Here is a 21118-nt window from a genome sequence, read left to right on the forward strand (position 1 = left end):
GTTGCCCGACTACGCCGCCGGATGCACGTTCAGCGCTTCTGATCACCCTCTGAAGCGCCTCGGCCCGACGGGTCCAGGCTCTCGTCGACGCCGACGTCCTCGACGGCCGCCTCGGCCACGACGCCGGGGCTGCGCCGCAGCCGGAGCGGGATCGGCGGTGCGTCGGCCGCTCGCCACCGGATGGGCAAGGCATCCTCGTCACCGAGCTCGGGGAACTTGTCGTGCCCGTTGAGGTAGAGGATCACGGTGTTCAGCACGGCTGCGAGCGGCACCGCGAACAGTGCACCGACGATGCCTGCGGCGTACGACCCGGCGGCCACGGCGAGGATCACGGCGACGGGGTGCAGCGAGACGGCCTGGCCCATGAGGAACGGCTGCAGCGCGTGCGACTCGATCTGCTGCACCAGCAGCACCACGCCGAGCATGATGAGTGCGGCGACCCAGCCGTTCGACACGAGGACCACGACCACGGCGATGGCACCCGTCACGATGGCACCGACCACCGGCACGAACGAACCGACGAACACCAGGATGCTGATCGGCAGGGCGAGCGACGGGACGAAGAACACCGCGCCGATCCCGATACCGACGGCGTCCACCGCGGCGACGAGGATCTGCGTACGGGTGTAGGCGGCGAGCGTGACGGCCCCGCGCCGGCCTGCCTGGTTGACGCGCTCCCGGGAGGACCGCGGCAGCAGACCGACGAGCCAGCCCCAGATGCCCCGCGGGTCGTGCAGGAAGAAGAAGGTGCAGAACAGCGCGATCAGCGCCCCGACCAGCACGCTGCCCGCAGTGGCGGCGGCGCCGAAGACACCGCTCACGATCGCGCTCTGCTGCGCCTCGAGCTGGTCGAGGATGTCCTGGCTGTAGCTCCGTAGCTCCTGCTCGAGCCCGAACGTCACCGAGACCTGTGTCCATAGTTCGTTGAAGCCGCTGATGGCCTGGGTCCGCAGGTCGGCGAACCCGTTGGCGATCGACTGTCCGGCCAGCGTGATCAGGCCGGCGACCACGACGACCAGGCCGATCAGCGACAGGCCCGCCGACAGCCCGCGCGGCACACGCAGCCGCTCGTTCAGCAGACGACGGAACGGCGTCAGCATGATCGTGAGCAGCAGGGCCACCGCCACCGGGATCACTATCGTCTTCAGGAGCGTGATGAGCCAGAGCGCGGCGGCCACGAACGCACCGATGAGGAGCATGCGCCACGACCATGAGGCGGCCGCCCGGATGGCTGGTGGGACAGCGCCCGAATCGTCGATGGGCGGCGCGGTGGTCTGGTTGGACGTCACGCTTGTCTCCTCGGTCTGCGACACGGATACGACCCTAGGGGAGCACACCGACACACCGCTGACGTGCTCACGCGCCGCACGAAAGGTGCACCGCCCGTACACGGGTCCGACATGTCTCGAAAGTCGTCCGGATGCCGCTCCCGCCGTCAGGCCTCCAGCTTCCGCTTCTGCGGATGCGGCGTCTCGCCGCGCTCCAGCATCTCGACGAACTTGGTGATGTTGCGGGCGCGGGTCTCCGCCTTCTTGACCCCCGTGATCCGGAACAGGATCGCGAACCGGTTCTGCGCGGTGAGGATCTCGAACATCGCCGCGGCACGGGGGCTCGCCGCGAGCGCCTCGGCAAGGTCGGGCGGCACCTCGAAGTTGCTGTTGACCTCGTAGGCGGCTTCCCAACGCCCGTCGGCCCTTGCCTTGTCGATCTCCTCCTGGCCGCGCGGACGCATCCGCCCCTCGGCGACCAGGCGGTCCGCGATGCGCACGTTCCGCGCCGACCAGCGGCTGCGGGACCGGCGGGGACAGTACCGCTGCAGGGTCGTCGTGTCGTCCCGGCTGAGCGCCTGGGCGTCGATCCAGCCGCTGCACAGCGCCTCCTCGAGCGCCTGGTCACGGGTCAGGCTCGTCGCGGAGTCCTTGCCCTTCCTCGCGAGGACCAGCCAGACGCCGTCCGACGTCCCCTCGTGCTCGTCGAGCCAGGCGCGCCACGCCGCGACGTCGGTGATGAGTAGCTCGGGATCGGTGTCGGCCATGGGTCGCACGCTACGCCGGGACACCGACATCGACGGCTCGATCCAGCTCGGCACCCGCCGGAAGATCGCGGCCCAGTTCTACGCCACGTCCTGTCTCTACGCTCCCCTCCCGGTCGGGGCGTTCCTGGCCTACGCGGGACGGCCGTGCCGACAGGTCCTCATACCCGGCCGTCCCGGGGCGCGAACGCCCGCAGCGCGTCCGCGTCGCTGTTGGCCGAGGTCACGTACTCCCGTGCCCACTCCTCGGCGGCGGGGTACGTGCTGGCCGTCGCGATCGCGGCCACCACCGTCTCGACGTCGACGGGCGTGTGCCGCAGCTCGACCTGCCCGTCCCGCAGGAGCGCCCAGGATCCGCCCGCCCTGCCGTAGGGCATACCGACGCTGCCAGGGTTGACGCACAGCCGCCGGTCGACGAGGCGGACGAACGGCATGTGCGTGTGGCCCATGACGACGGTGCCAACGGAGGCGTCGAGCCCGCCGAGCACCTCGGCCCAGCGTTCCAGGGACGAGTCGACGAGCACGACCTCGTCGTCGTCCCGCGGCGTGCCATGGCAGAAGACGACGCGGCCGAACCCGCGCACCGTCAGCTCCGCGGGGTGCGGCAGGCCGGCGAGCAGGGCGACGTCGTCGGGCCGCAGCTGGGCCGCCGCCCACGGGGCCACCGGGTCGGGGATGGCCGTGCCGCCGCCGCGCGCGAGCGTGACCAGCTCGCGGTCCGCGTTCCCACGGACCAGGAGCGCCCGCTCCCCCAGGGATCGCAGGCGGTCCAGCACCGCGACGGGCTGCGGCCCGGCGGCGTGGTCGCCCGTGGCGACCACGCGGTCGGCGGCCGCCACATCGGGTTCCGCGAGCACCGCCTCCAGCACGGGAAGCACCCCGTGGACGTCCGACAGGACCGCTACGGCACCGACCTCGCTGCTCATGACCCGACCCTGGCGCGAACGGCCGCGGACCGCCAGCGGGCTCTGCCGACGGCAGAAGGGCGGCCCGGAACAGCGCCACGCCCGTCCGTGTTGGGATAGTCAAACGTGCTGTCGCACGAATCAGACCCTAAGGATGTGTGTCGGATGACGTTCCTCAACTCCCTCTTCGGCCCCGGCTCCGGTTCCACGAAGACCACGATGGTCGCGCCCGAGAACGCACTGCCCGGCCGTTCCGCGCCGGTGCTGCAGAGCCCGCGCCCCCACACGGTCCTCGGCTCGTCGATCACGGGCCCGTGGGAGCCCGGTACGCGCGTGCTGTACCTGGCGATGGGCTGTTTCTGGGGCGCCGAGGAGATCTACTGGCAGGTCCCCGGCGTGGTGAGCACGGCCGTCGGCTACATGGGCGGGACCTCGCCCAACCCGACGTACGACGAGGTCTGCACCGCTCGGACCGGCCACACGGAGACGGCGCTCGTCGCGTACGACCCGACCAAGGTCACCGAGGCCGAGCTGCTCAAGATTTTCTGGGAGCGGCACGACCCGACGCAGGGCTTCCGCCAGGGCAACGACGTCGGGACGCAGTACCGCTCGGCGATCTACTGGACGTCCCCGGAGCAGGCAGAGGCGGCGCAGGAGACGGCGAAGCGTTACGCCGAGGTGCTCAGCGCCAAGGGCTACGACGCGATCACGACGGAGATCGCCCCGGCCGCCGAGGCCGGACCGTTCTACTACGCCGAGGACTACCACCAGCAGTACCTGTCCGACGCGAAGAACCCGAACGGCTACCGGTGCCACGCCACGACGGGCGTCCCTTACCCCGACGCCGCCTGACACCCTCCGTCGTTGCGAGCGTGACCTGTCGTGGGCGTGACCGTCGCAGGCACGACGGTCACGTCCACGACCCTGGGCGTGTCGGTGGCGCGCCGTAGGGTCGCTCCCATGATTCGAATGCCCGCCACCGAGCTCACCGTCGCCCGTGAGGACTGGTACGGCCGTGACCTCACCGGCGAGGACCACATGGCCACGCTGTTCGCCGACGTGGACATGACCGAGACCACGGGGACGGGCGCGACGTTCGACTCGTGCGTCTTCCGGGGCGTGCGTTTCAACAGCGCCCACTTCACGGAGTTCGCGTTCACGTCGTGCGTGTTCGACGCGTGCGTGTTCTTCGACGCGCAGCTGGAGCGCTGCAAGCTCGTCGGCTCCCAGTTCGCCGACTGCCGGTTCGACATCCTCAAGGTCACCGGCGGTAACTGGTCCTTCACGGACCTGCACCGCGCCGCCCTGGCCGGCGCCGAGTTCGACGGCGTCCGCTTCCGCGAGGCCGACCTGGCCGGCGTCAAGGCCTCCGGGGCGGTGCTGATCGGCTGCGACCTGTCGGGTGCCGACCTCGAACAGGCCGACCTGAGCAACGCCGACCTGCGGGGCAGCGACCTGTCGTCGCTGGACCCGCTCTCGGCCAGTCTCACCGGGGCGATCGTCAGCGAGGCGCAGGCGATCGCGCTGGCCGAGACGCTCGGCCTGGTGGTCCGGCCGGACTGAACCACCGGCCGAACCGCCAGCTGATATCGGTTCGATCGGCGCGACACGCGCCCTCTATGCTCGGGTCGGCTCGCACACGCACTGAGCACGTTGCTCTGGGAGGACGAGGATCGATGAAGATCAGCCGCGACCTGACCGACTGGACCCTGACGGCCACGGGAGGTCCCGTCCCGGCGGACCTCGCCGGGGTTCCCGTCCCCGCGACAGTCCCGGGCACGAGTCACACCGCCCTGCTGGAGCAGGAGCTCATCCCCGACCCGTACCTCGGCACGAACGAGACCTCGCTCGCCTGGATGAAGCGCACCACCTGGCGGTACACGACGGTCCTGGACGAACCGCCCGCGGCGCCCGACGAGCGCGTCGACCTGCTCTTCGAGGGCATCGACACGGTGTCGACCGTCGTCGTCGACACGGACGTCGAGCGGACCGGCGTCGGCCAGGGCCGCATCAACCTGGGCCGCACGGCGAACATGCACCGCTCCTACCGGTACGACGTACGGGAGCTCGTCGGCACGCCCGCCAACCTCGTGGTCGACCTGGACTCCGCGCTCGAGACGGCCGAGGCCGAGGCGCAGCGGCTCGGCACGCGCCCCATGGCCTACGACCAGCCCTTCAACATGGTCCGCAAGATGGCGTGCTCCTTCGGCTGGGACTGGGGGCCTGATCTGCAGACGGCGGGTCTGTGGAAGCCCGTCCGGGTGCAGCGCTGGCGCGTGGCGCGCCTCGCGCAGGTGACGCCGCTGGTGACGGTGGCCGACGACGGCACAGGGCTGGTCGACGTCCGCGTCGAGGTCGAGACGTCCGGCCTGTCCGACGCCGGGCCGCTCACCGTCGATGTCTCCGTCGGGGGCCGAGGCCTGACCATCGCGTCGCAAGGCGGCGACGGCTCCGCACGCACCCTGCAGCTGACCGGCCGGCTCGAGGTGCCCGGCGTCGACCTGTGGTGGCCGGCGGGACACGGCGAGCAGCCCCTCTACCCCATCGAGGTGACCCTCTACGAGGGCAACGGGGAGGACCGCTCCGAGCCGCTGGACGCCTGGTCCGGCAGGGTCGCCTTCCGCACCGTCGAGGTGGACCGCACACCCGACGAGCACGGCACACGTTTCACGTTCGTCATCAACGGCAAGCCCGTGTTCGTGCGCGGCGCCAACTGGATCCCCGACGACCACCTGCTGACCCGCATCACGCGCGAACGCCTGGAACAGCGCGTCGACCAGGCGCTCGGCGCGAACCTCAACCTGCTGCGGGTGTGGGGCGGCGGCATCTACGAGTCCGACGACTTCTACGACGTCTGCGACGAGAAGGGCGTCATGGTCTGGCAGGACATCCTGCTGGCCTGCGCCGCCTATCCGGAGGAGCCACCGCACCGGGCCGAGTTCGAGGCGGAGCTGCGGGAGAACGCCGCCCGCCTGGCGCCGCACCCGTCCCTCGTGCTGTGGAACGGCGGCAACGAGAACATCTGGGGCCACGAGGACTGGGACTGGAAGGAACCGCTGGGTGACCTCACGTGGGGCGCCGGCTACTACTACGAGCTCTTCCCGAAGGTCCTGGCGGAGGTCGATCCAACCCGTCCCTACTCGGACGGTTCGCCCTACTCCCCCGGCTTCACGCCCGAGGAGATGCACCCCAACGACCCTGACCACGGCACGCACCACCAGTGGGACGTCTGGAACCGCGTCGACTACACGCACTACCGCGACGACGTGCCGCGGTTCCCGTCGGAGTTCGGCTTCCAGGGCCCGGCGACCTGGGCGACGATGCGCCGCGCCATCCTGCCCGACGGCGCGGCCGAAGCCCCGCCCGGGTTCAAGGAGTCCGAGGTCTTCCTGCTCCACCAGAAGGCGGAGTACGGCAACCTCAAGCTCGACGGCGGCATGGCCGCACACCTGGACGTCCCGGGGGACTTCACCGACTGGCACTGGGCAACGCAGCTCAACCAGGCGCGCGCGATCCAGTACGCCCTCGAGCACTACCGGTCCTGGTGGCCGCGCACGGCCGGGGCGATCGTGTGGCAGCTCAACGACTGCTGGCCCGTGACGTCCTGGGCAGCGGTCGACGGCGACGCCCGGCGCAAGCCGCTCTGGTACGCGCTGAAGCACGCGTTCGCCGACCGGCTGGTGACGGTGCAGCCGCGCGGTGCGGATCTGGTGGCGGCGCTCGTGAACGACTCCGACGAGCCGTGGACCGGGCAGGTCAGAGCGGCCCGGACCACCCTCGGTGGTGAGGTGCTGGCGACGTCAGGCGTGGCCGCAGAGGCACTGACCGTCGGTCCGCGGTCGGTGACCCTGGTACCGCTTGACGGTGACCTGGTCGCCGTCGGCGATCCGGCGAACGAGGTGCTGGTCGTCACGCTCGGCGAGGCCCGTGGGCTGCACCGCTGGGCGGAGAGCAAGGACCTCGCCCTCGACCCCGCGCCCGTGCGGGCCACCGTGACGGCGGAGGACGGTGGCTACCGGGTGGACGTGACGGCGACGTCGCTCGCCCTCGGTGTGACCCTGCTGGCCGACCGCCTGGACCCGGACGCGCAGGTGGATGACCAGGTGGTCGACCTTCCGGCAGGTACTACTGCCGTGTTTCACGTGACGAGCCGTGGCCTGGACCAGGACGCGCTGGTCACCCGGCCGGTGCTGCGCACGGAGAACGACCTCGTGACGAGAACAGCAAGCTAGAACCTTTTCGGACTTGATGTCGGTGACCACTCGTACTGTGTGGTCCTGGGGCGGAGGACAGCACCATGAAGGATTTTGACGAGGTCACCAGCTGGTCGGTGCTGCGGCGCGACGGCGTAGCAGTGGTCGTGGCGCATCCGCGGGTGGGGCTGCCACTGGTGCTCCACTGGGGCCCGGACCTGGGCGAGCTCTCGTCCACAGATCTGCAGGCGCTCGACCTGGCGACCAGCCGCCAGACCGCACCCGGCACGCTCGACGCGGCCTGGCGTCCGTCACTGCTGCCGCAGGAATCCGACGGCTGGGCGGGCCGGCCCGGCCTCCTCGTCGTGTCGGACGGCGTCCCGCTCTACCCCCGGTGGACCGTCACCGAGGCCGAGCAAGCGCCGGCCGAGCTGGTGGTCACGGCCCGGGACAGCGAACTGGGGCTCACACTCCGGTCGTACCTGGAGATCGGCCCGGGTGGGCTGGTGCTCCTGCGGCACGAGCTCGTCAACGACGGTTCCGCCGTGGTCGACGTGCACTGGCTCGAGGCCATGCTGCCCGTACCCCGCTCGGCGGACCACCTCACGCAGTTCACCGGGCGCTGGTCCCGCGAGAAGGTGCCGGTCACGACCGCCCTGCCGGCCGGCAGCACCGTCCGCCAGACCCGGCGCGGACGTTCCGGACATGACGCACCCTGGGTGACCCTGGCGTCGTCGGGCACGCCGCGCAACCGGACCGGCGAGGTGTGGGCGACCCACCTGGGGTGGAGCGCCGACGTCACGCACCGGGTGGACCACCTCACCGAGCACACCACGCTGCTGGGCGCCGGCGAGCTGGTGCGGCCGGGCGAGATCCACCTGACTCCCGGCGACTCCTACCGGACGCCGGTGGCGTACTTCGCGTGGTCCCCGGCTGGGCTGGACGGTGTCTCGGACCGGTTCCACACGTGGATGCGGGCGCGCCCGCAGCACGTGACGAGCCCCCGGCCGCTGGTGCTGAACACCTGGGAAGCCGTGTACTTCGACCACTCGCCGGCCAAGCTGGAGCGGCTCGCCAGGCGTGCGGCGGCGGTCGGCGTGGAACGCTTCGTGCTCGACGACGGGTGGTTCCACTCCCGCCGCGACGACACCACCGGCCTGGGCGACTGGGTCGTCGACCACGACGTCTGGCCGGAGGGCCTGGACCCGCTCGCCGGCCTGGTGCACGAGCTGGGGATGCAGTTCGGGCTGTGGTTCGAGCCCGAGATGGTCAACCTCGACTCCGACCTGGCGCGTGCCCATCCGGACTGGATCCTCTCGAACACGGCGGCGGTCCCGTCGCCGGACGGCCTCTCGTTCCGCACGCAGTACGTGCTCAACCTCGCGAACCCCGATGCGTGGGAGCACGTGCGTGCGCAGATCTCGGCCCTCGTGACGCAGCTGGGGATCGACTTCATCAAGTGGGACCACAACCGAGACCTCGCCGAGCCCGTCAACATCGGCTCCGACGGCGTCTCCCGGCCGGGCACGCACGTGCAGACCCTTGCCGCGTACGCGCTGATCGCTCGGCTCAAGGCGGACCACCCGGGGCTGGAGATCGAGTCGTGCTCCTCGGGCGGGGGCCGGACCGACCTCGGAATCCTTGAGGTCACCGACCGGGTGTGGGCGTCGGACTCCAACGACCCCCTGGAGCGCCAGGACATCCAGCGGTGGACCTCGCTGGTGCTGCCGCCCGAGCTGATCGGGGCGCACGTAGGGCCGTCGCCGACACACTCGTCGGGGCGGACCACCGACCTCTCGTACCGGGTGGCCGCCGCACTGCAGGGACACGCGGGATTCGAGTGGGACCTGCTGACCTGCACCGAGGACGAGCTGGTCGCGGTCGCGGCGTACGCGGCGATCTACAAGGAGCTGCGGTCCCTCGTGCACACCGGCACGGTGGTGCACGCCGACACGGTGGATCCGGCGCTGCGCGTCACCGGCTTCGTGTCACCCGACCGCACGGCGGGTATGTGGACGGTCGCGACAGTGGCGTCGCCCCAGGACGCGCTCACCGAACGCGTGCGGCTCGACGGGCTCGACCCCGCCCTGCGATACAGCGTGCAGGTGCGCGACGAGGTCGGGACGGCGAAGTGGCTCGGCGGGGTCACGCCGGGCTGGCTCGGCAAGGAAGCGATCGACATACCCGGTTCGGTGCTGACCGGTGTCGGCCTGCAGCTGCCGACACTGTGGCCGATGCAGGCGCTGATCATCCAGGTGACGGCCACGACCCCGGCCGAGTAGAACCGCCGGCAGCAGGACCGACGCCACGGAACCGGGGCGACATAGAGCCGAACCGTCGGTTCTACGTCGCCCCGGTCCTGTTTCGGCGGGGTCAGATCTGCGCGGATCGCTCAGGTGAGCCGTCGCCGAGCGAGCACGATGAATGCGACGCCTCCGCCGATCATGGCGAGGGCCAGCATCGAATAGCCGATCGTCTCGGCCGGGCCTGTCGAAGCGAGCTCGGACGGGGGCGCCTGGGCCGGCGGCTTGACGGGCGTCGGCTTCTCCGTCGGCGTGGGCTTGTCGGTCGGCTCCGTGGGAGTCGGCTGAGGTGTCGGCTCCGTCGGCGTGGGAGTCGGCGTCGGCTCCGTCGGGGTCGGGGTCGGTGTGGGAGTCGGCTCCGTCGGGGTCGGAGTCGGAGTCGGGGTCGGGGTCGGGGTCGGGGTCGGCGTCGGTGCCGGCGCGTAGGTCACGGAGTAGTGGCTGACGTCCTTGCCGGTCGAGTGCTCGATCGTCACCTCGGTGGCCGGTGGGTCGACGACCACGAACTCCGGGCCGTCACCCTGTTGTGCGGATCCAGCCTTCACGCAGTACCCGGTGATGACCATGCCTTCGGGTGCGGTGACTGTGACGGAGGCGTGGTTCCCGACGACGTCGATCTTGTCGCCGGGGCAGACCTGCTCCTCACCTGCGGCTACTACCGGGGCACCGTTCGCCGCGGCCGAAGCCGAGCCATAGAGCCCCAGCGCCAGAAGCGCAGCGGCCCCCAGCGCGGTGATGGTCTTCATTTCGATGTTCCTTTTCTCGGCGCGGGACGCCGCAGAGAAGGTTCGCGGCGCATCTGTTGATTTCGACGCTAGATCCGCAGCGGATCCCATGCAAGAGCATCAAAACGGACATTGCTGTCGGTTCGTGACGTGGCCCAGCACAGCAATTCCCGGCGCGCGAGCACCCCTTTCCGACAGGGGTGAAAGGAAAGGGTGAACTTCCGCGGCGTCCAGCCATCCGACCCCGCGCAGAACCCTGGTGACCAGTAGTTTCATCCGAAACGCCTGGGACCAGGGCCTATGCACACGCATTCACGTTCAACCGGACGTCGGGGCGCGACGTTGCATGGATTCAACGCCGAACACTCCAGAACAATGCCGCACTGGGATCCGCAAGTTGCCTCCACGACAAGGATTCGATCGCAACTAGATGCACACCGAGCTTGTAGTGCGAATCGCCCAGAATCGCGTTCGTTGAATTCACCCGGTCCTCAAAGGATTTCACCCGCCCACAACAAAGAACGGGCGTCCGGCCGGTCCTCCATCCAGAGCCGAAGCTCGCGGACGAAGCACCTGCCGGACGCCCGCTCTGCTCAGCGGTCGTTCGGTACGGCTGGATCAGCTACCCAGCACGCCCTTGCGGCGAAGCACGATCAGCGTCACGCCGCCGCCCACGAGGGCCAGCGCGATCAGCGTGAAGCCGATGGCGGTGCTGGCGCCGGTGGCGGCGAGCTCGCCGGGCTCCTCGGCGGCGGCCGAGGGAGACGGCGTGTCGCCGGCCTCGTCAACCGGAGGAACCGAACCGTCGCTGGGCTCAACGCCAGGCCCGGTCGGCGTCGGCGTCGGCGTCGCACCCGGCTCGGTCGGCGTCGGCGTCGCACCCGGCACGGAGGGCGACGGCGTCGCGCCAGGCACCGACGGCGACGGCGTCGGCGTCGGCGTCGGCGTCGAACCGACCTTGACCGTCACGAGCGTGTAGTGGCTGATCGCCTTGCCGGACGGGTGCGAGATCGTCACGGTGGCGGCCGGCGGGTCGACGACCACGTCAACGGGACCGTTGCCCTGCTTGTCCGATCCAGCCTTCACGCAGTAGCCGGTGATCAGGTAGCCGGGCTCTGCGGTCACCTCGAGGGTGGTGTGCTCGCCAGTGACGTCGACCTTGCCGTCCTTCGGGCAGGTCGACTCCCCACCGCTGGGGGTAGCCGCGATGGGAGCACCGGCGATCGGTGCGGCGAACGCGGCGGCAGGCGAGCCCATGAGGCCGGCGACGAGGAGCGCGGAAGCTCCCAAGACGGTCATCTTGCGCACTGAGCGCTCCTTCGAGACGGGGATCTGTCGCGTGCCGAACTTTCAGGCACGACCCCGGAGCGTAGCGACAATGGCGCAGATCGCCAATATCCGTTATTCCATTGAAATATCTTACAAAGGCTTGAACGTGCCCCTACTTTCCTTTGCCCTTTTTCTTCCCCTTGGAGGCCGGGCGCGCGCCCTTGCCCCGCTGGACACCGCCACCAGCCCGCTGAACACCCCCGCGACCACCTGTCTTCGCCCCGGTGCGCCCCCCACCGGAGCGTCCAGCGGCCCCGCCCGGACCACCCTTCACCGGTTTCTTCACCCCGGACCTGGCGGTTTTTCCGGCGGCGGCCGCTGCGGCATCCTCCGCCTGCTGAGCAGTCGGGCGGCCTCGGCCGCGCGAGCTGTTCACCGTGCGCCCGCGGACGATCCCGACAAGCTCCTCGACCAGGTCGGTGGTTCGGTCGTCAGGCCAGATCAGTCCCACCGGCGCCGTCGGCCCGTCCACGAGGGGGCGATGGACGACGTCCTTGCGGCGGTGCAGGCGTGCGAGCGACATGGGCAGCACCGTCACCCCTACGTTCGCGGCGACCGTCGCCACGGCGTCGGCCGTGGTCGGAACCTGGCCCAGCGGGTTCCCGTCCGGATCCACGGGTACGACGCCGGGAACCGGATGTGCGGCGAAGAGGACGTCGTCCGCCGGCACCCAGACGGGATCCCCGGCGATGTCGGCGGTTGACACCGTCTCCTCCTCGTCGAGGGCGGCGAGGAGGTGGTCCCGCGAGAAGCACACGACCGACGTCTCCTCGTAGAGCGGGATCGCGGCGAACACTTCCTTGTCCACGGGGAGCCTGCCGATCGCGGCATCGGCCTCCCCCGACTCCAGGGCGGGGAGGACGGCGTCCGGCTCGAGCTGCACCAGTTCGAGCCGCACGTCAGGCAGCCGTTCACGCCACACGGCTGCCCACTTCCCGGGAGTCGCACCGGGCACGTACGCCAGGCGGAAACGCGGCAGGCTCGGGTCGACGTAGGCGTCGGCGTCCTCCACGGGCTCCGCGCCGTCCTCGACCTCCGGCCCGGTGGTCGAGGGGTCGGTGGGGTCGCCACCCGGAACAGGCGGTCCGACGTCGGGCAGGGGCTGGCTCACGTGCCAAGGCTACGGCCCGCGCCCCGTCCCCGTTCCGCCTGGATCCCCGCGAACCTGGATGAGCGGTGAGGATCACGCCCGCCATGGAGAGCGGGAAGGGCAGGCGCCGATACCCTGGGAACATGAGTTCCTCCTTCGCCTCGCAGCGGTTCAAGCCGTCCAATGCCGCCAAGCGACTCGGCGTCTACCTGCCTGCCACCCCGCAGGAGTTCCAGGACAACCCGATAACGCGCGCAGAGCTCGAGGAGCTGGAGACCAACCCGCCCGAGTGGCTCGCCGAGCTGCGCCGCAACGGACCGCACCCGCGGCCCGTCGTGGCGGGGCGCCTCGGGATCTCGATCGCCGGCCTGGCCCGTGGTGGCATCACCGAACCGCTGACCACCGAGCAGATCAACGAGATGCGCGACAACCCGCCCGCCTGGCTGGCCCAGGAGCGCGAGATCGCTGCTCAGGTGCGCGCCGAGGAGGAGCGGCTCGAGGAGGCCCGCAAGGCTGCGGAGAAGAAGGCCCGCTCCGCCCGGTGAGTCCAGAGGCGGACGCCGTCCTGGCCGAGCTCCTCCCCTGGCCCGAGGACGGTTCACGTGCCGACGGCCCGGTCGCCGTCGATGCGACCGACCGGCTCCTGCTCGACGAGGCCGCACCGCTGATCGCGCAGGACCCCGACGGCGTGGTGGTGATCGGCGACCGCTTCGGGGCGCTGAGCCTGGGCGCTCTGGCGCTCGGCGCCCACAACGTCCGGGTGCACCAGGACGCGATCACGGCGGAGGCAGCGCTCAGCGCCAACTCCTCGCGCGTGTCTGACGTGCTGTGGACCGGGCACGCACGGGCCGCCACCAACGCGCCGGTACCGCACGAACCGGCCCCGCTGGGGCTGGCCGGGCACGACAGGATCGAGCCCCACCTGCTCGCAGGCGCACGGCTCGTGCTGCTCCAGCTACCCACGTCGCTGGCGGAGCTGACCGAGATCGCCGAGCACGTGGCGCGGTACGCCGACCCGGCGGTCACGCTCCTGGCGGGCGGCCGGGTCAAGCACATGACGCACGCGATGAACGACGTGCTCGGCGCGTCGTTCGGGCAGGTCAGCGCGTCGCTCGCCCGGCAGAAGTCGCGGCTGCTGATCGCGCGGGAGCCACGGTCCGACGTCGGGCCGCTCACCTACCCCGTCACCGCCCGGCTGACCGACCGCGAGATCCTGGCGGCCACCGGCGCCCCGGGAGAAGCTGGGAGATCGGACGCCGGACTGACCGTCGTCGCGCACGGAGCCGCCTTTGCCGGGGCCACGCTCGACCTGGGCACGCGCTTCCTCCTGGCGCAGGCCGACCGCTGGCCCGAGCTGGCGGACGCACCGGGCACTCAGGACACCCCGGCGGCCTCCCCGTTCGGACCGGACTACCTGGACGGGCGCCCCATCGCGGTCGATCTCGGCTGCGGCACCGGCATCCTCGCGGCCGTCCTGGCGCTGCGCTATCCCCGCGCCCATGTGATCGCGACGGACCGGAGCGCTGCCGCCTGCGCCTCGGCGAAGGCGACGCTCGCCGCGAACGGCGTCAGGGCCGCCGTCGTACGGGGCGACGCCGGGGACCTGCTCCCCGTCCCCGACGGCTCGGCGGACCTCGTGCTGCTCAACCCGCCGTTCCACGACCGTGCCGCACTGAGCACCGACGCCGCGCACCGCATGTTCGCCGCGGCGGGCAAGGTCCTGCGCGACGGCGGCGAGCTGTGGACCGTCTTCAACACGGGGCTGCACTACCGCGGCGCACTGCAGCGTGCCGTCGGGCCGACGGAGCACGTGGCCCAGGACCCGAAGTTCACGGTGACCCGGAGCCTGCGGGAAGCACTTACAGACTAGTCAGTGTCATGCCGCTAGCCTTGCGGGGCGCTCGCCCCGGGCGCACCCGCACCGGCAGCGTGCCCGGTCATCGCCGGCCTGCCCCGAGCTCGAAGGATCTGTCGATGAGGACACTCCGCACCACACTGCGCGGCGCCGCCGTCGCGGCGGTCGCAGCATCGCTCGCCGCCGGAGCCGCGGTCGCAGCGCTGCCGGCCACCGCCGCGCCGTCCGCCACCGAAGAAGGCCGGGCCATGGCGAAGACCGCCCTGGCCAAGGGGGGCGCGACGTCGGAGGCCAAGGAGCACAAGGGGAAGAAACCAAAGGTGAAGAAGCCGAAGAAGGCGGCGGCCGACCCGGACTTCGGGCCCAACGTCACGTTCATCGACCCGACCTGGACGACCGACCGGATCAACACGTTCCTCGACTCGGTGAACGACGAGGCCGAGATGAGCCTTGGCCGGCACCAGGTGTTCTTCGAGCCCGGCACCTACGGCAGCGCCGCCGGCCAGGACGACCCGGCCACGGCCACCGACATCGTGAACCAGACCGTCGGGTACTACGAGTCGATCTCGGGCCTGGGCGCGCAGCCGAACGCCGTGCAGATCAACGGCGCGCTGCACGTGGAGCCCGTGGTCGGCTGCCCGGACCGGCCGTGGGAGTGCGCCGCCCCCGGCTCGCTGAACCACTTCTGGCGGTCGATGTCGAACATGGCGATCAACCCGATCCAGCGCCCGGTCGGTGAGGACGCCGCTCGCCCGTTCCCGGCGGGCGTGACCGAGCCGCACCAGATGCGCTGGGCGGTGTCGCAGGCCGCGCCGATGCGCCGCATGGACATCCAGGGCAGCCTCACGGTCTTCGGCCGGTACGGCGAGTTCGCCTCCGGCGGCTACCTCGCGAACTCCCGCGTGGCCGGCACCATCGCCACCGGCTCGCAGCAGCAGTGGTTCACGCGCAACAGCGAGGTGGGCACCTGGGACGGCGGCGTCTGGAACATGGTGTTCTCGGGCGTCGACGGCGCCCCTGCCACCGACTTCGGACAGGACCTCGGCAACGGGGCGAAGGGCGTCAAGACCACGTTCGACAGCACCCCGATCAGCCGCGAGGCCCCCTTCCTGTACCGGAGCGGAAACGGTGAGCTCGCGGTCTTCGTGCCGAACGCGCGCACCGACAGCCGCGGCACCGACTGGTCGACGTCCGCAGAGTCGGGCACGTCCATCGGTATGGACGACTTCTACGTGGCGCGGGAGGACGTCGACTCCGCGACGTCGATCAATGCCGCGCTGGCCGCCGGGAAGAACCTCATCCTCACGCCGGGCGTCTACGAGCTCGACGCCGCGCTGCGGGTCGACCGTGCCGACACGGTGGTGCTCGGCCTCGGCTACGCCTCGCTCACCCCGACGGCGGGCAACAGCGTGCTGGAGATCGGCGACGTCGCGGGCGTGAAGGTCGCGGGCATCACCGCCGACGCGAACGTGCCGGAGTCGGCGACGCTGATCAAGGTGGGCCCAGAGGGCGCGAGCGTCTCGGACCCGGCCAACCCGACCACGCTCACCGACGTCTTCGTCCGCGTGGGCGGCCCCTGGGAGGGCAAGGCCGTCACCTCGATCGAGGTGAACAGCGACCACACCCTGCTCGACCACATCTGGGCGTGGCGTGCCGACCACGGCCAGGGCGTCTCCTGGGGCGGCAACACGGGCGCGCACGGCGTGGTCGTCAACGGTGACGACGTGACGGCGACCGGCCTGTTCGTCGAGCACTACCAGGAGGAGCAGACGATCTGGAACGGCGAGAACGGCCGCACGATCTTCTACCAGAGCGAGATCCCGTACGACCCGCCGTCGCAGGCAGCGTTCATGGACGGCGACCGCCTCGGCTACGCCTCCTACCGCGTGGCGGACGACGTGACGCACCACGAGGCGACGGGCCTCGGCGTCTACTCGTTCTTCAACCAGGGCCAGGACATCCGCGTGGAGTCGGGCATCCAGGCCCCCACCACCCCGAACGTGAAGTTCCGCTCCATGACCAGCGTCTTCCTCAACGGCTCGGGCGGCATCAACCACATCATCAACGACACGGGCGCCCCGGCAGTAGGCAGCTTCGCCTCCCCCCAGCTGATCGCCTACCCCCCAACCAGCTAACCACCACCAACCGACCAACCGGCCGACCCCGCTCAACCAGCTGACCCACCGGCCGGAAAGTGACGCCACACAAGAGCGGGCGGAGAACAAGAACGCCTGCGCGGACGTCAAGGGACGAAACAGGTGAGTCGCCTCAGGAGGCGCCTCGTCGGCCCGGTCCGCGCAGGCGTTCTTGTTCTCCGCCCGCGGGCTCTACCAAGGAGCCCTACGCAAAGAGCGTCACTTCACGTCGACGACGTCCACCACGAAGACGAGCGTGTCCCCGCCGCCGATCCCAGCCTGCGGCACCCCCCGCGCACCGTAACCGTGCTCCGGCGGGATCGACAGCAGCAGACGCGAGCCCACGTTCTGGCCCACCATGCCCTTGTCCCAACCGCCGATGACGGCGCCGACGCCGATCGGGAAGTCGATGGTCGTGCCGCGGTCGTACGAGTTGTCGAAGACGTGGCCGCCCCAGGTCTGGCCCAGGTAGTTCACCACGATGGTGCGCCCGGACTCGACGACCGGGCCGTTGCCCTCGGAGAGGACCTGCACCTGCAGACCGGTGGGTGCGTCACCCTCGGGGAACGTCAGCTCCGGCTTGTCACCGAAGGTGCCGGAGGCGGTAGGAAGCGTGGTCACGAGGAGTACCTCTCGATCGGGAGGGCGCCGAGCGGTCCCAGCGCCGTTACCCCACCCACCCTATGCGGCCACCACGGCTGCCCGCGAAGCGGCGGCAGCCTGCCGCAGCGCGTCCAGGGCGGCGATCGCCGGCGGGGTGTGCGCGACGGCGTCCTGCAGCACCGCGTAGATCGAGCGCACGGGCGCGGGCCGCACCACGGGCACCGAGACCGTCGCCTGCGGCAGGTTGACGGCGCCGAGCTCCGGCAGCACCGTCATGCCGATCCCCGCCTCCACGAACGCGACCGCCGTCGGGTAGTCGTGCGCCTCGACGCGGAACGTCGGGCTGAAGCCTGCCGCCGTGCACGCCTGAAGGAGGTTGCGCCGGCACCAGCCGCGCGCGAAGTCGTTGTCGATCCAGGACTCGTCCTCGAGCTCGGCGAGCTCGATCTCGTCCCGGTCGGCGAACCGGTGGTTCCGCGGCAGGACGGCGACGTACGGGTCGTCGAGGAGATGGTGGGCCGTGAAGCCGCTCCCCGCCGCGAACTCGGCGTTCGCGACGACGATCTGCAGGTCCGCCCGGTCCTCGGTCTTGTCCGGGATGTGCTCGGCCAGCTCGAGGTCGAGGCGGACGCCGGGGAACTGCGTGGTCACGGTGCGTACGACATCGGGCAGCCAGGCCGAGCCGACCGAGGCGAAGTACGCCACCGAGAGCGACCCGGTGCGGCCCGCGCGCAGGTCGGCGACCATGGCCTCGGCCTCACCGAGCCGTTCGAGCACGCCGTCGGCCTGGGCGGCCAGTGCATGCCCGGCCGCGGTGGGCCGGATGCCGCGGCCGTGCCGGGCCAGCAGCTTGAGGCCCGTCTCGCGCTGGAGCGCCGAGACGTGCTGGCTGACGGCGGACGGCGTGTAGCCGAGGTTCGCCGCTGCCGCACCGATGGACCCGGAGGCGACGACGGAACGGAAGACGCGGAGGCGGTGGACGTCGAGCATGGAGCCACTGTACAGCGAGACTGAATTCGGATGAAGAAAGAATCGCTGGTGCTTCACAGTGCTTCGGGCGACGATCGCACCATGACCAACACCACGGCCGAAAGCCGCCAGACCCTGGCTCCGACACCGGGCAGGGTTCCGGACATGACCCTGACCGCCGTGGCTGCTCCGCCGGCCACGAACCGCTTCCTCGTCCCCGCGGCCGCTGTGGTGACCGTGGTGCTCTGGGCGTCCGCGTTCATCGGGATCCGGGCCGCTGGTCACGACTACTCCCCCGGCTCGCTCGCCCTGGGCAGGATGTTCGTCGGCGCCCTCGCGCTCACGGTCATCGCAGGCCTGGCCGGCAGGATCCGGCTGCCGCGCGGCCGGACGCTGGCCGGCGTCGTCGTCTGGGGTGTCCTCTGGTTCGGGCTGTACAACCTGGCCCTCAACACCGCGGAACGCACTCTCGACGCCGGGACCGCATCTCTCCTGGTCGGGCTCGCCCCCATCCTGATCGCGGTGTTCGCCGGGATATCGCTCGGTGAGGGGTTCCCGGCGCGGCTCCTCGCCGGTATCGGCATCGCCTTCGCCGGCGTCGCCGGGATCGCGCTGGCCATGTCGAGCGGGGCGTCCGACACGGTGAGCGTCGCCCTCGGCCTGGCCGCCGCCGTCCTCTACGCCGGGAGCACGATCCTGCAGAAGCGCCTGCTGCCGAAGGTGGACTCCCTGACCATGACCTGGCTGGGCTGCCTGGTCGGAGCGGTCGCGTGCCTGCCGTTCGCGCCGGTGCTCCTGCAGGAGCTCGCCGCCGCCCCGACGTCGGCCACCCTGAGCGTCGTCTACCTCGGCGTCTTCCCCACCGCCGTCGCGTTCATCACCTGGGGCTACGCACTCACTCGCACGACGGCGGGCCGGCTCGGTGCCGCGACCTACGCCGCCGCGCCGCTCGCGGTGCTCATGTCGTGGGCAGTGCTGGGCGAGGTCCCCACGCTGATCGCCCTGGTCGGCGGCGCCCTGTGTCTGACGGGCGTCCTGGTGGCCACCCTCCGCCTCCGCTAGACCGTCTGAGTGCTGGGCGGGTCATGGGAGAGCCGACGCCTTGGCCTCCAGGACGCCGCGCTCCGCGGTGTTGCCGCACATCTCGGCCGCGCGCAGGTACTCGCCACGGGCCTCGGCCGTACGGCCCAGCCGCGCGAGCAGCTCGCCCCGCACCCCCGGCAGCAGGTGCGATCCCGCGAGCACACCCCGTTCCACCAGGCCGTCCACCACCTGCAGCCCGACGCCGGGGCCGTGCGCCATCGCGACGGCCACCGCCCGGTTCAGGTCGACGACCGGCGACGGCGCCACGCGGCCGAGGGCCTCGTAGAGCACGACTATCCGCTCCCAGTCCGTCCCCGCCACCGAACGCGCCACCGCGTGACACTCCGCGATCGCCGCCTGCAGGGCGTACGCCCCCATACCCGCCGGGCCGACGGCGCGGCGCAGCGCCGCCCTGCCCCGGATGATCGCCGCCCGGTCCCAGCGCCGCCGGTCCTGGTCCTCCAGCAGGATCGGCTCACCCGACGGCCCTACGCGGGCCGGGAACCGGGCCGCGGTGAGCTCCATCAGAGCGAGCAGGCCGAACGTCTCCGGCTCGGGCGCGAGCCGGCTGAGCACCCGGGCCAGGCGCACCGCCTCGCGCGCCAGGTCGTGCCGGATCCAGTCGTCGCCCGACGTCGCCGACGAACCCTCCGTGAAGATCACGTACAGCACGCCGCGCACCGAGGCGAGCCGGGCGGTCCGGTCCGCGCCGTCCGGCACCTCGAACGGGACCTGCGCCGCCGCGATGGTCTTCTTGGCACGCGTGATGCGCGCCTGCACCGTCGCGACCGGCACCAGGAACGCCCTGGCGATCTCGTCGCTCGTCAGGCCGCCCACCACGCGCAGGGTGAGCGCGACCTGCGCCTCCCGCGAGAGCACGGGATGGCAGGACACGAACATGAGCGCGAGCACGTCGTCGTCGATCCGGTCCGGATCGATCTCAGCCGGATCAGAACCCGACTGACCTGCGACGATGCTCGTCCGAGCCGCAGCGGGCCCCGTGCCGACGCCCGACGTCGCCTCCCCCTCGGCGAGGCCGTGCGCGAGCGCGGCGTACCGCTCGTCCCGCCCGGCGCGGCGCCGGTACGCGTCGATCGCCCGGCGCCGCGCCGTCGCGATGAGCCACGCCGCGGGATCGCGCGGCGCGCCGTCGCGCGGCCAGGAGACGAGCGCCTCGGCGAGCGCCTCCTGGGCCACGTCCTCGGCGAGCTCGAAGTCGCGGGTGTAGCGGGTGAGCGCGCCCACTATGCGCGCGGACTCGATCCGCCAGACCGCCTCGACGGCCCGCCGGGCGGCGTCCTCGCCGGTCAGAGCTGACCGGTCGACTCGCGCCACGAGCGCTCCTTCTGGACGTGCTCGTTGTCCTGCGGGAAGTCGTCCAGCTGCTGGACGCGACGGATCTCCAGCTTGCTCCCCGGCCCGGCGAGCGGTGCCCGCCTGGCCCACTCGACGGCTTCCTCCCGCGAGGCGACGTCGACGATCCAGAAGCCGTTGAACAGCTCCTTGGTCTCGCCGTACGGACCATCGGTCACGACGGGTGTCTCGGACGAGTAGTCGACGACGACGGAGTCGGCCGCATCCGTGAGGCCCTCGCCGGCGACGAGCACGCCCGCCTGGACCATGTCCTCGTTGAACTTGCCCATGTCGTTCATGATCTTCTCGAAGTCCATGTTCTCGTAGACGGCCATCGTCTCGTCGGTCGAGCGCATGATCAGCATGTACTTCGGCATGGTTTCTTCTCCTGTGTGTCCGGGCCCCTGATGGGACCTTCTCACCCACAGGTCGAACGGGAAACCGCTCGATCGACACAACCCGGATATTCCCTTCAGGAATTCATGACGGTGCATGGAGCGGAGGTTCCACGCGTCACACACGCCCGGCTTGCCACGTGCGCGG

General features: G+C 71.0%; 18 protein-coding genes. 8 read left to right on the forward strand and 10 right to left on the reverse strand.

Annotated elements, in window-relative coordinates; all coding sequences use genetic code 11:
- Nucleotides 1-29: 29 nt before the first annotated feature.
- From AB0I32_RS12540 to AB0I32_RS12550, 3 genes are all read right to left on the reverse strand, one after another.
- Nucleotides 30-1289 carry an AI-2E family transporter gene (locus AB0I32_RS12540; protein ID WP_357506321.1) on the reverse strand — a complete coding sequence of 420 codons (1260 nt, stop codon included), beginning with the start codon at nucleotides 1287-1289 and terminating at the stop codon, nucleotides 30-32.
- Nucleotides 1290-1435: 146 nt separating this feature from the next.
- The gene (locus AB0I32_RS12545) at nucleotides 1436-2035 is read right to left on the reverse strand and encodes a YdeI/OmpD-associated family protein (RefSeq protein ID WP_357506323.1); all 600 of its coding nucleotides are present in this window, start codon (nucleotides 2033-2035) and stop codon (nucleotides 1436-1438) included.
- A 158-nt stretch (nucleotides 2036-2193) separates the two neighbouring features.
- Entirely contained in the window at nucleotides 2194-2958 is a 765-nt protein-coding gene (locus AB0I32_RS12550) for a metallophosphoesterase family protein (RefSeq protein WP_357506325.1), read from the reverse strand.
- A gap of 144 nt (nucleotides 2959-3102) precedes the next feature.
- Here AB0I32_RS12550 and msrA point away from each other — a divergent pair, with 144 nt between their 5' ends.
- From msrA to AB0I32_RS12570, 4 genes are all read left to right on the forward strand, one after another.
- A complete protein-coding gene (msrA, locus tag AB0I32_RS12555) occupies nucleotides 3103-3789 on the forward strand; it encodes a peptide-methionine (S)-S-oxide reductase MsrA (protein WP_357506327.1) in 687 nt (228 codons plus the stop codon).
- Nucleotides 3790-3897: 108 nt separating this feature from the next.
- On the forward strand, nucleotides 3898-4500 hold the full coding sequence (locus AB0I32_RS12560; RefSeq protein WP_357506328.1) for a pentapeptide repeat-containing protein: 603 nt from the start codon (nucleotides 3898-3900) through the stop codon (nucleotides 4498-4500).
- A 113-nt stretch (nucleotides 4501-4613) separates the two neighbouring features.
- The gene (locus AB0I32_RS12565) at nucleotides 4614-7169 is read left to right on the forward strand and encodes a glycoside hydrolase family 2 TIM barrel-domain containing protein (RefSeq protein WP_357506330.1); all 2556 of its coding nucleotides are present in this window, start codon (nucleotides 4614-4616) and stop codon (nucleotides 7167-7169) included.
- A gap of 65 nt (nucleotides 7170-7234) precedes the next feature.
- Nucleotides 7235-9412, forward strand: a complete 2178-nt coding sequence (locus tag AB0I32_RS12570) for an alpha-galactosidase (protein WP_357506332.1) — start codon at nucleotides 7235-7237, stop codon at nucleotides 9410-9412.
- A gap of 110 nt (nucleotides 9413-9522) precedes the next feature.
- On the opposite strand, the gene AB0I32_RS12575 is transcribed toward AB0I32_RS12570, so the two are convergent.
- From AB0I32_RS12575 to AB0I32_RS12585, 3 genes are all read right to left on the reverse strand, one after another.
- Nucleotides 9523-10179: a hypothetical protein gene (locus AB0I32_RS12575; RefSeq protein ID WP_357506334.1), complete on the reverse strand. Its 657-nt coding sequence runs from the start codon at nucleotides 10177-10179 to the stop codon at nucleotides 9523-9525.
- Between the two features lie 597 nt (nucleotides 10180-10776).
- Nucleotides 10777-11457, reverse strand: a complete 681-nt coding sequence (locus AB0I32_RS12580; protein ID WP_357506591.1) for an LPXTG cell wall anchor domain-containing protein — start codon at nucleotides 11455-11457, stop codon at nucleotides 10777-10779.
- A 142-nt stretch (nucleotides 11458-11599) separates the two neighbouring features.
- Entirely contained in the window at nucleotides 11600-12598 is a 999-nt protein-coding gene (locus tag AB0I32_RS12585) for a LysR substrate-binding domain-containing protein (protein WP_357506336.1), read from the reverse strand.
- A 122-nt stretch (nucleotides 12599-12720) separates the two neighbouring features.
- Here AB0I32_RS12585 and AB0I32_RS12590 point away from each other — a divergent pair, with 122 nt between their 5' ends.
- The 3 genes from AB0I32_RS12590 to AB0I32_RS12600 all read left to right on the forward strand — a co-directional run bounded on the left by AB0I32_RS12590 (nucleotide 12721) and on the right by AB0I32_RS12600 (nucleotide 16567).
- On the forward strand, nucleotides 12721-13122 hold the full coding sequence (locus AB0I32_RS12590; protein WP_357506338.1) for a DUF5997 family protein: 402 nt from the start codon (nucleotides 12721-12723) through the stop codon (nucleotides 13120-13122).
- A complete protein-coding gene (locus tag AB0I32_RS12595; RefSeq protein ID WP_357506340.1) occupies nucleotides 13119-14447 on the forward strand; it encodes a methyltransferase in 1329 nt (442 codons plus the stop codon). The genes AB0I32_RS12590 and AB0I32_RS12595 overlap by 4 nt, the downstream gene beginning before the upstream one ends.
- Before the next feature lie 104 nt (nucleotides 14448-14551).
- A complete protein-coding gene (locus tag AB0I32_RS12600) occupies nucleotides 14552-16567 on the forward strand; it encodes an adenylyl cyclase (RefSeq protein WP_357506342.1) in 2016 nt (671 codons plus the stop codon).
- A 219-nt stretch (nucleotides 16568-16786) separates the two neighbouring features.
- On the opposite strand, the gene AB0I32_RS12605 is transcribed toward AB0I32_RS12600, so the two are convergent.
- Together AB0I32_RS12605 and AB0I32_RS12610 are read right to left on the reverse strand one after the other, a co-directional pair.
- Nucleotides 16787-17188, reverse strand: coding sequence for an FKBP-type peptidyl-prolyl cis-trans isomerase (locus AB0I32_RS12605; protein ID WP_357506344.1), 402 nt, complete (start codon nucleotides 17186-17188; stop codon nucleotides 16787-16789).
- A 60-nt stretch (nucleotides 17189-17248) separates the two neighbouring features.
- Complete coding sequence (locus AB0I32_RS12610; protein ID WP_357506346.1) at nucleotides 17249-18160, reverse strand: LysR family transcriptional regulator; 912 nt, start codon at nucleotides 18158-18160, stop codon at nucleotides 17249-17251.
- 81 nt (nucleotides 18161-18241) lie between these two features.
- Between AB0I32_RS12610 and AB0I32_RS12615 the strand changes: the two genes are divergently transcribed.
- A complete protein-coding gene (locus AB0I32_RS12615) occupies nucleotides 18242-19201 on the forward strand; it encodes a DMT family transporter (protein WP_357506348.1) in 960 nt (319 codons plus the stop codon).
- A 21-nt stretch (nucleotides 19202-19222) separates the two neighbouring features.
- Here the strand turns inward: AB0I32_RS12615 and AB0I32_RS12620 are convergent, their stop codons facing one another.
- Together AB0I32_RS12620 and AB0I32_RS12625 are read right to left on the reverse strand one after the other, a co-directional pair.
- Nucleotides 19223-20557 carry an RNA polymerase sigma factor gene (locus AB0I32_RS12620; protein ID WP_357506350.1) on the reverse strand — a complete coding sequence of 445 codons (1335 nt, stop codon included), beginning with the start codon at nucleotides 20555-20557 and terminating at the stop codon, nucleotides 19223-19225.
- Nucleotides 20530-20952 carry a YciI family protein gene (locus AB0I32_RS12625; RefSeq protein ID WP_357506352.1) on the reverse strand — a complete coding sequence of 141 codons (423 nt, stop codon included), beginning with the start codon at nucleotides 20950-20952 and terminating at the stop codon, nucleotides 20530-20532. The genes AB0I32_RS12620 and AB0I32_RS12625 overlap by 28 nt, the downstream gene beginning before the upstream one ends.
- Between the last annotated feature and the right edge of the window lie 166 nt (nucleotides 20953-21118).

This window comes from Promicromonospora sp. NPDC050249 (assembly GCF_040656015.1).
Classification (GTDB): domain Bacteria; phylum Actinomycetota; class Actinomycetes; order Actinomycetales; family Cellulomonadaceae; genus Promicromonospora.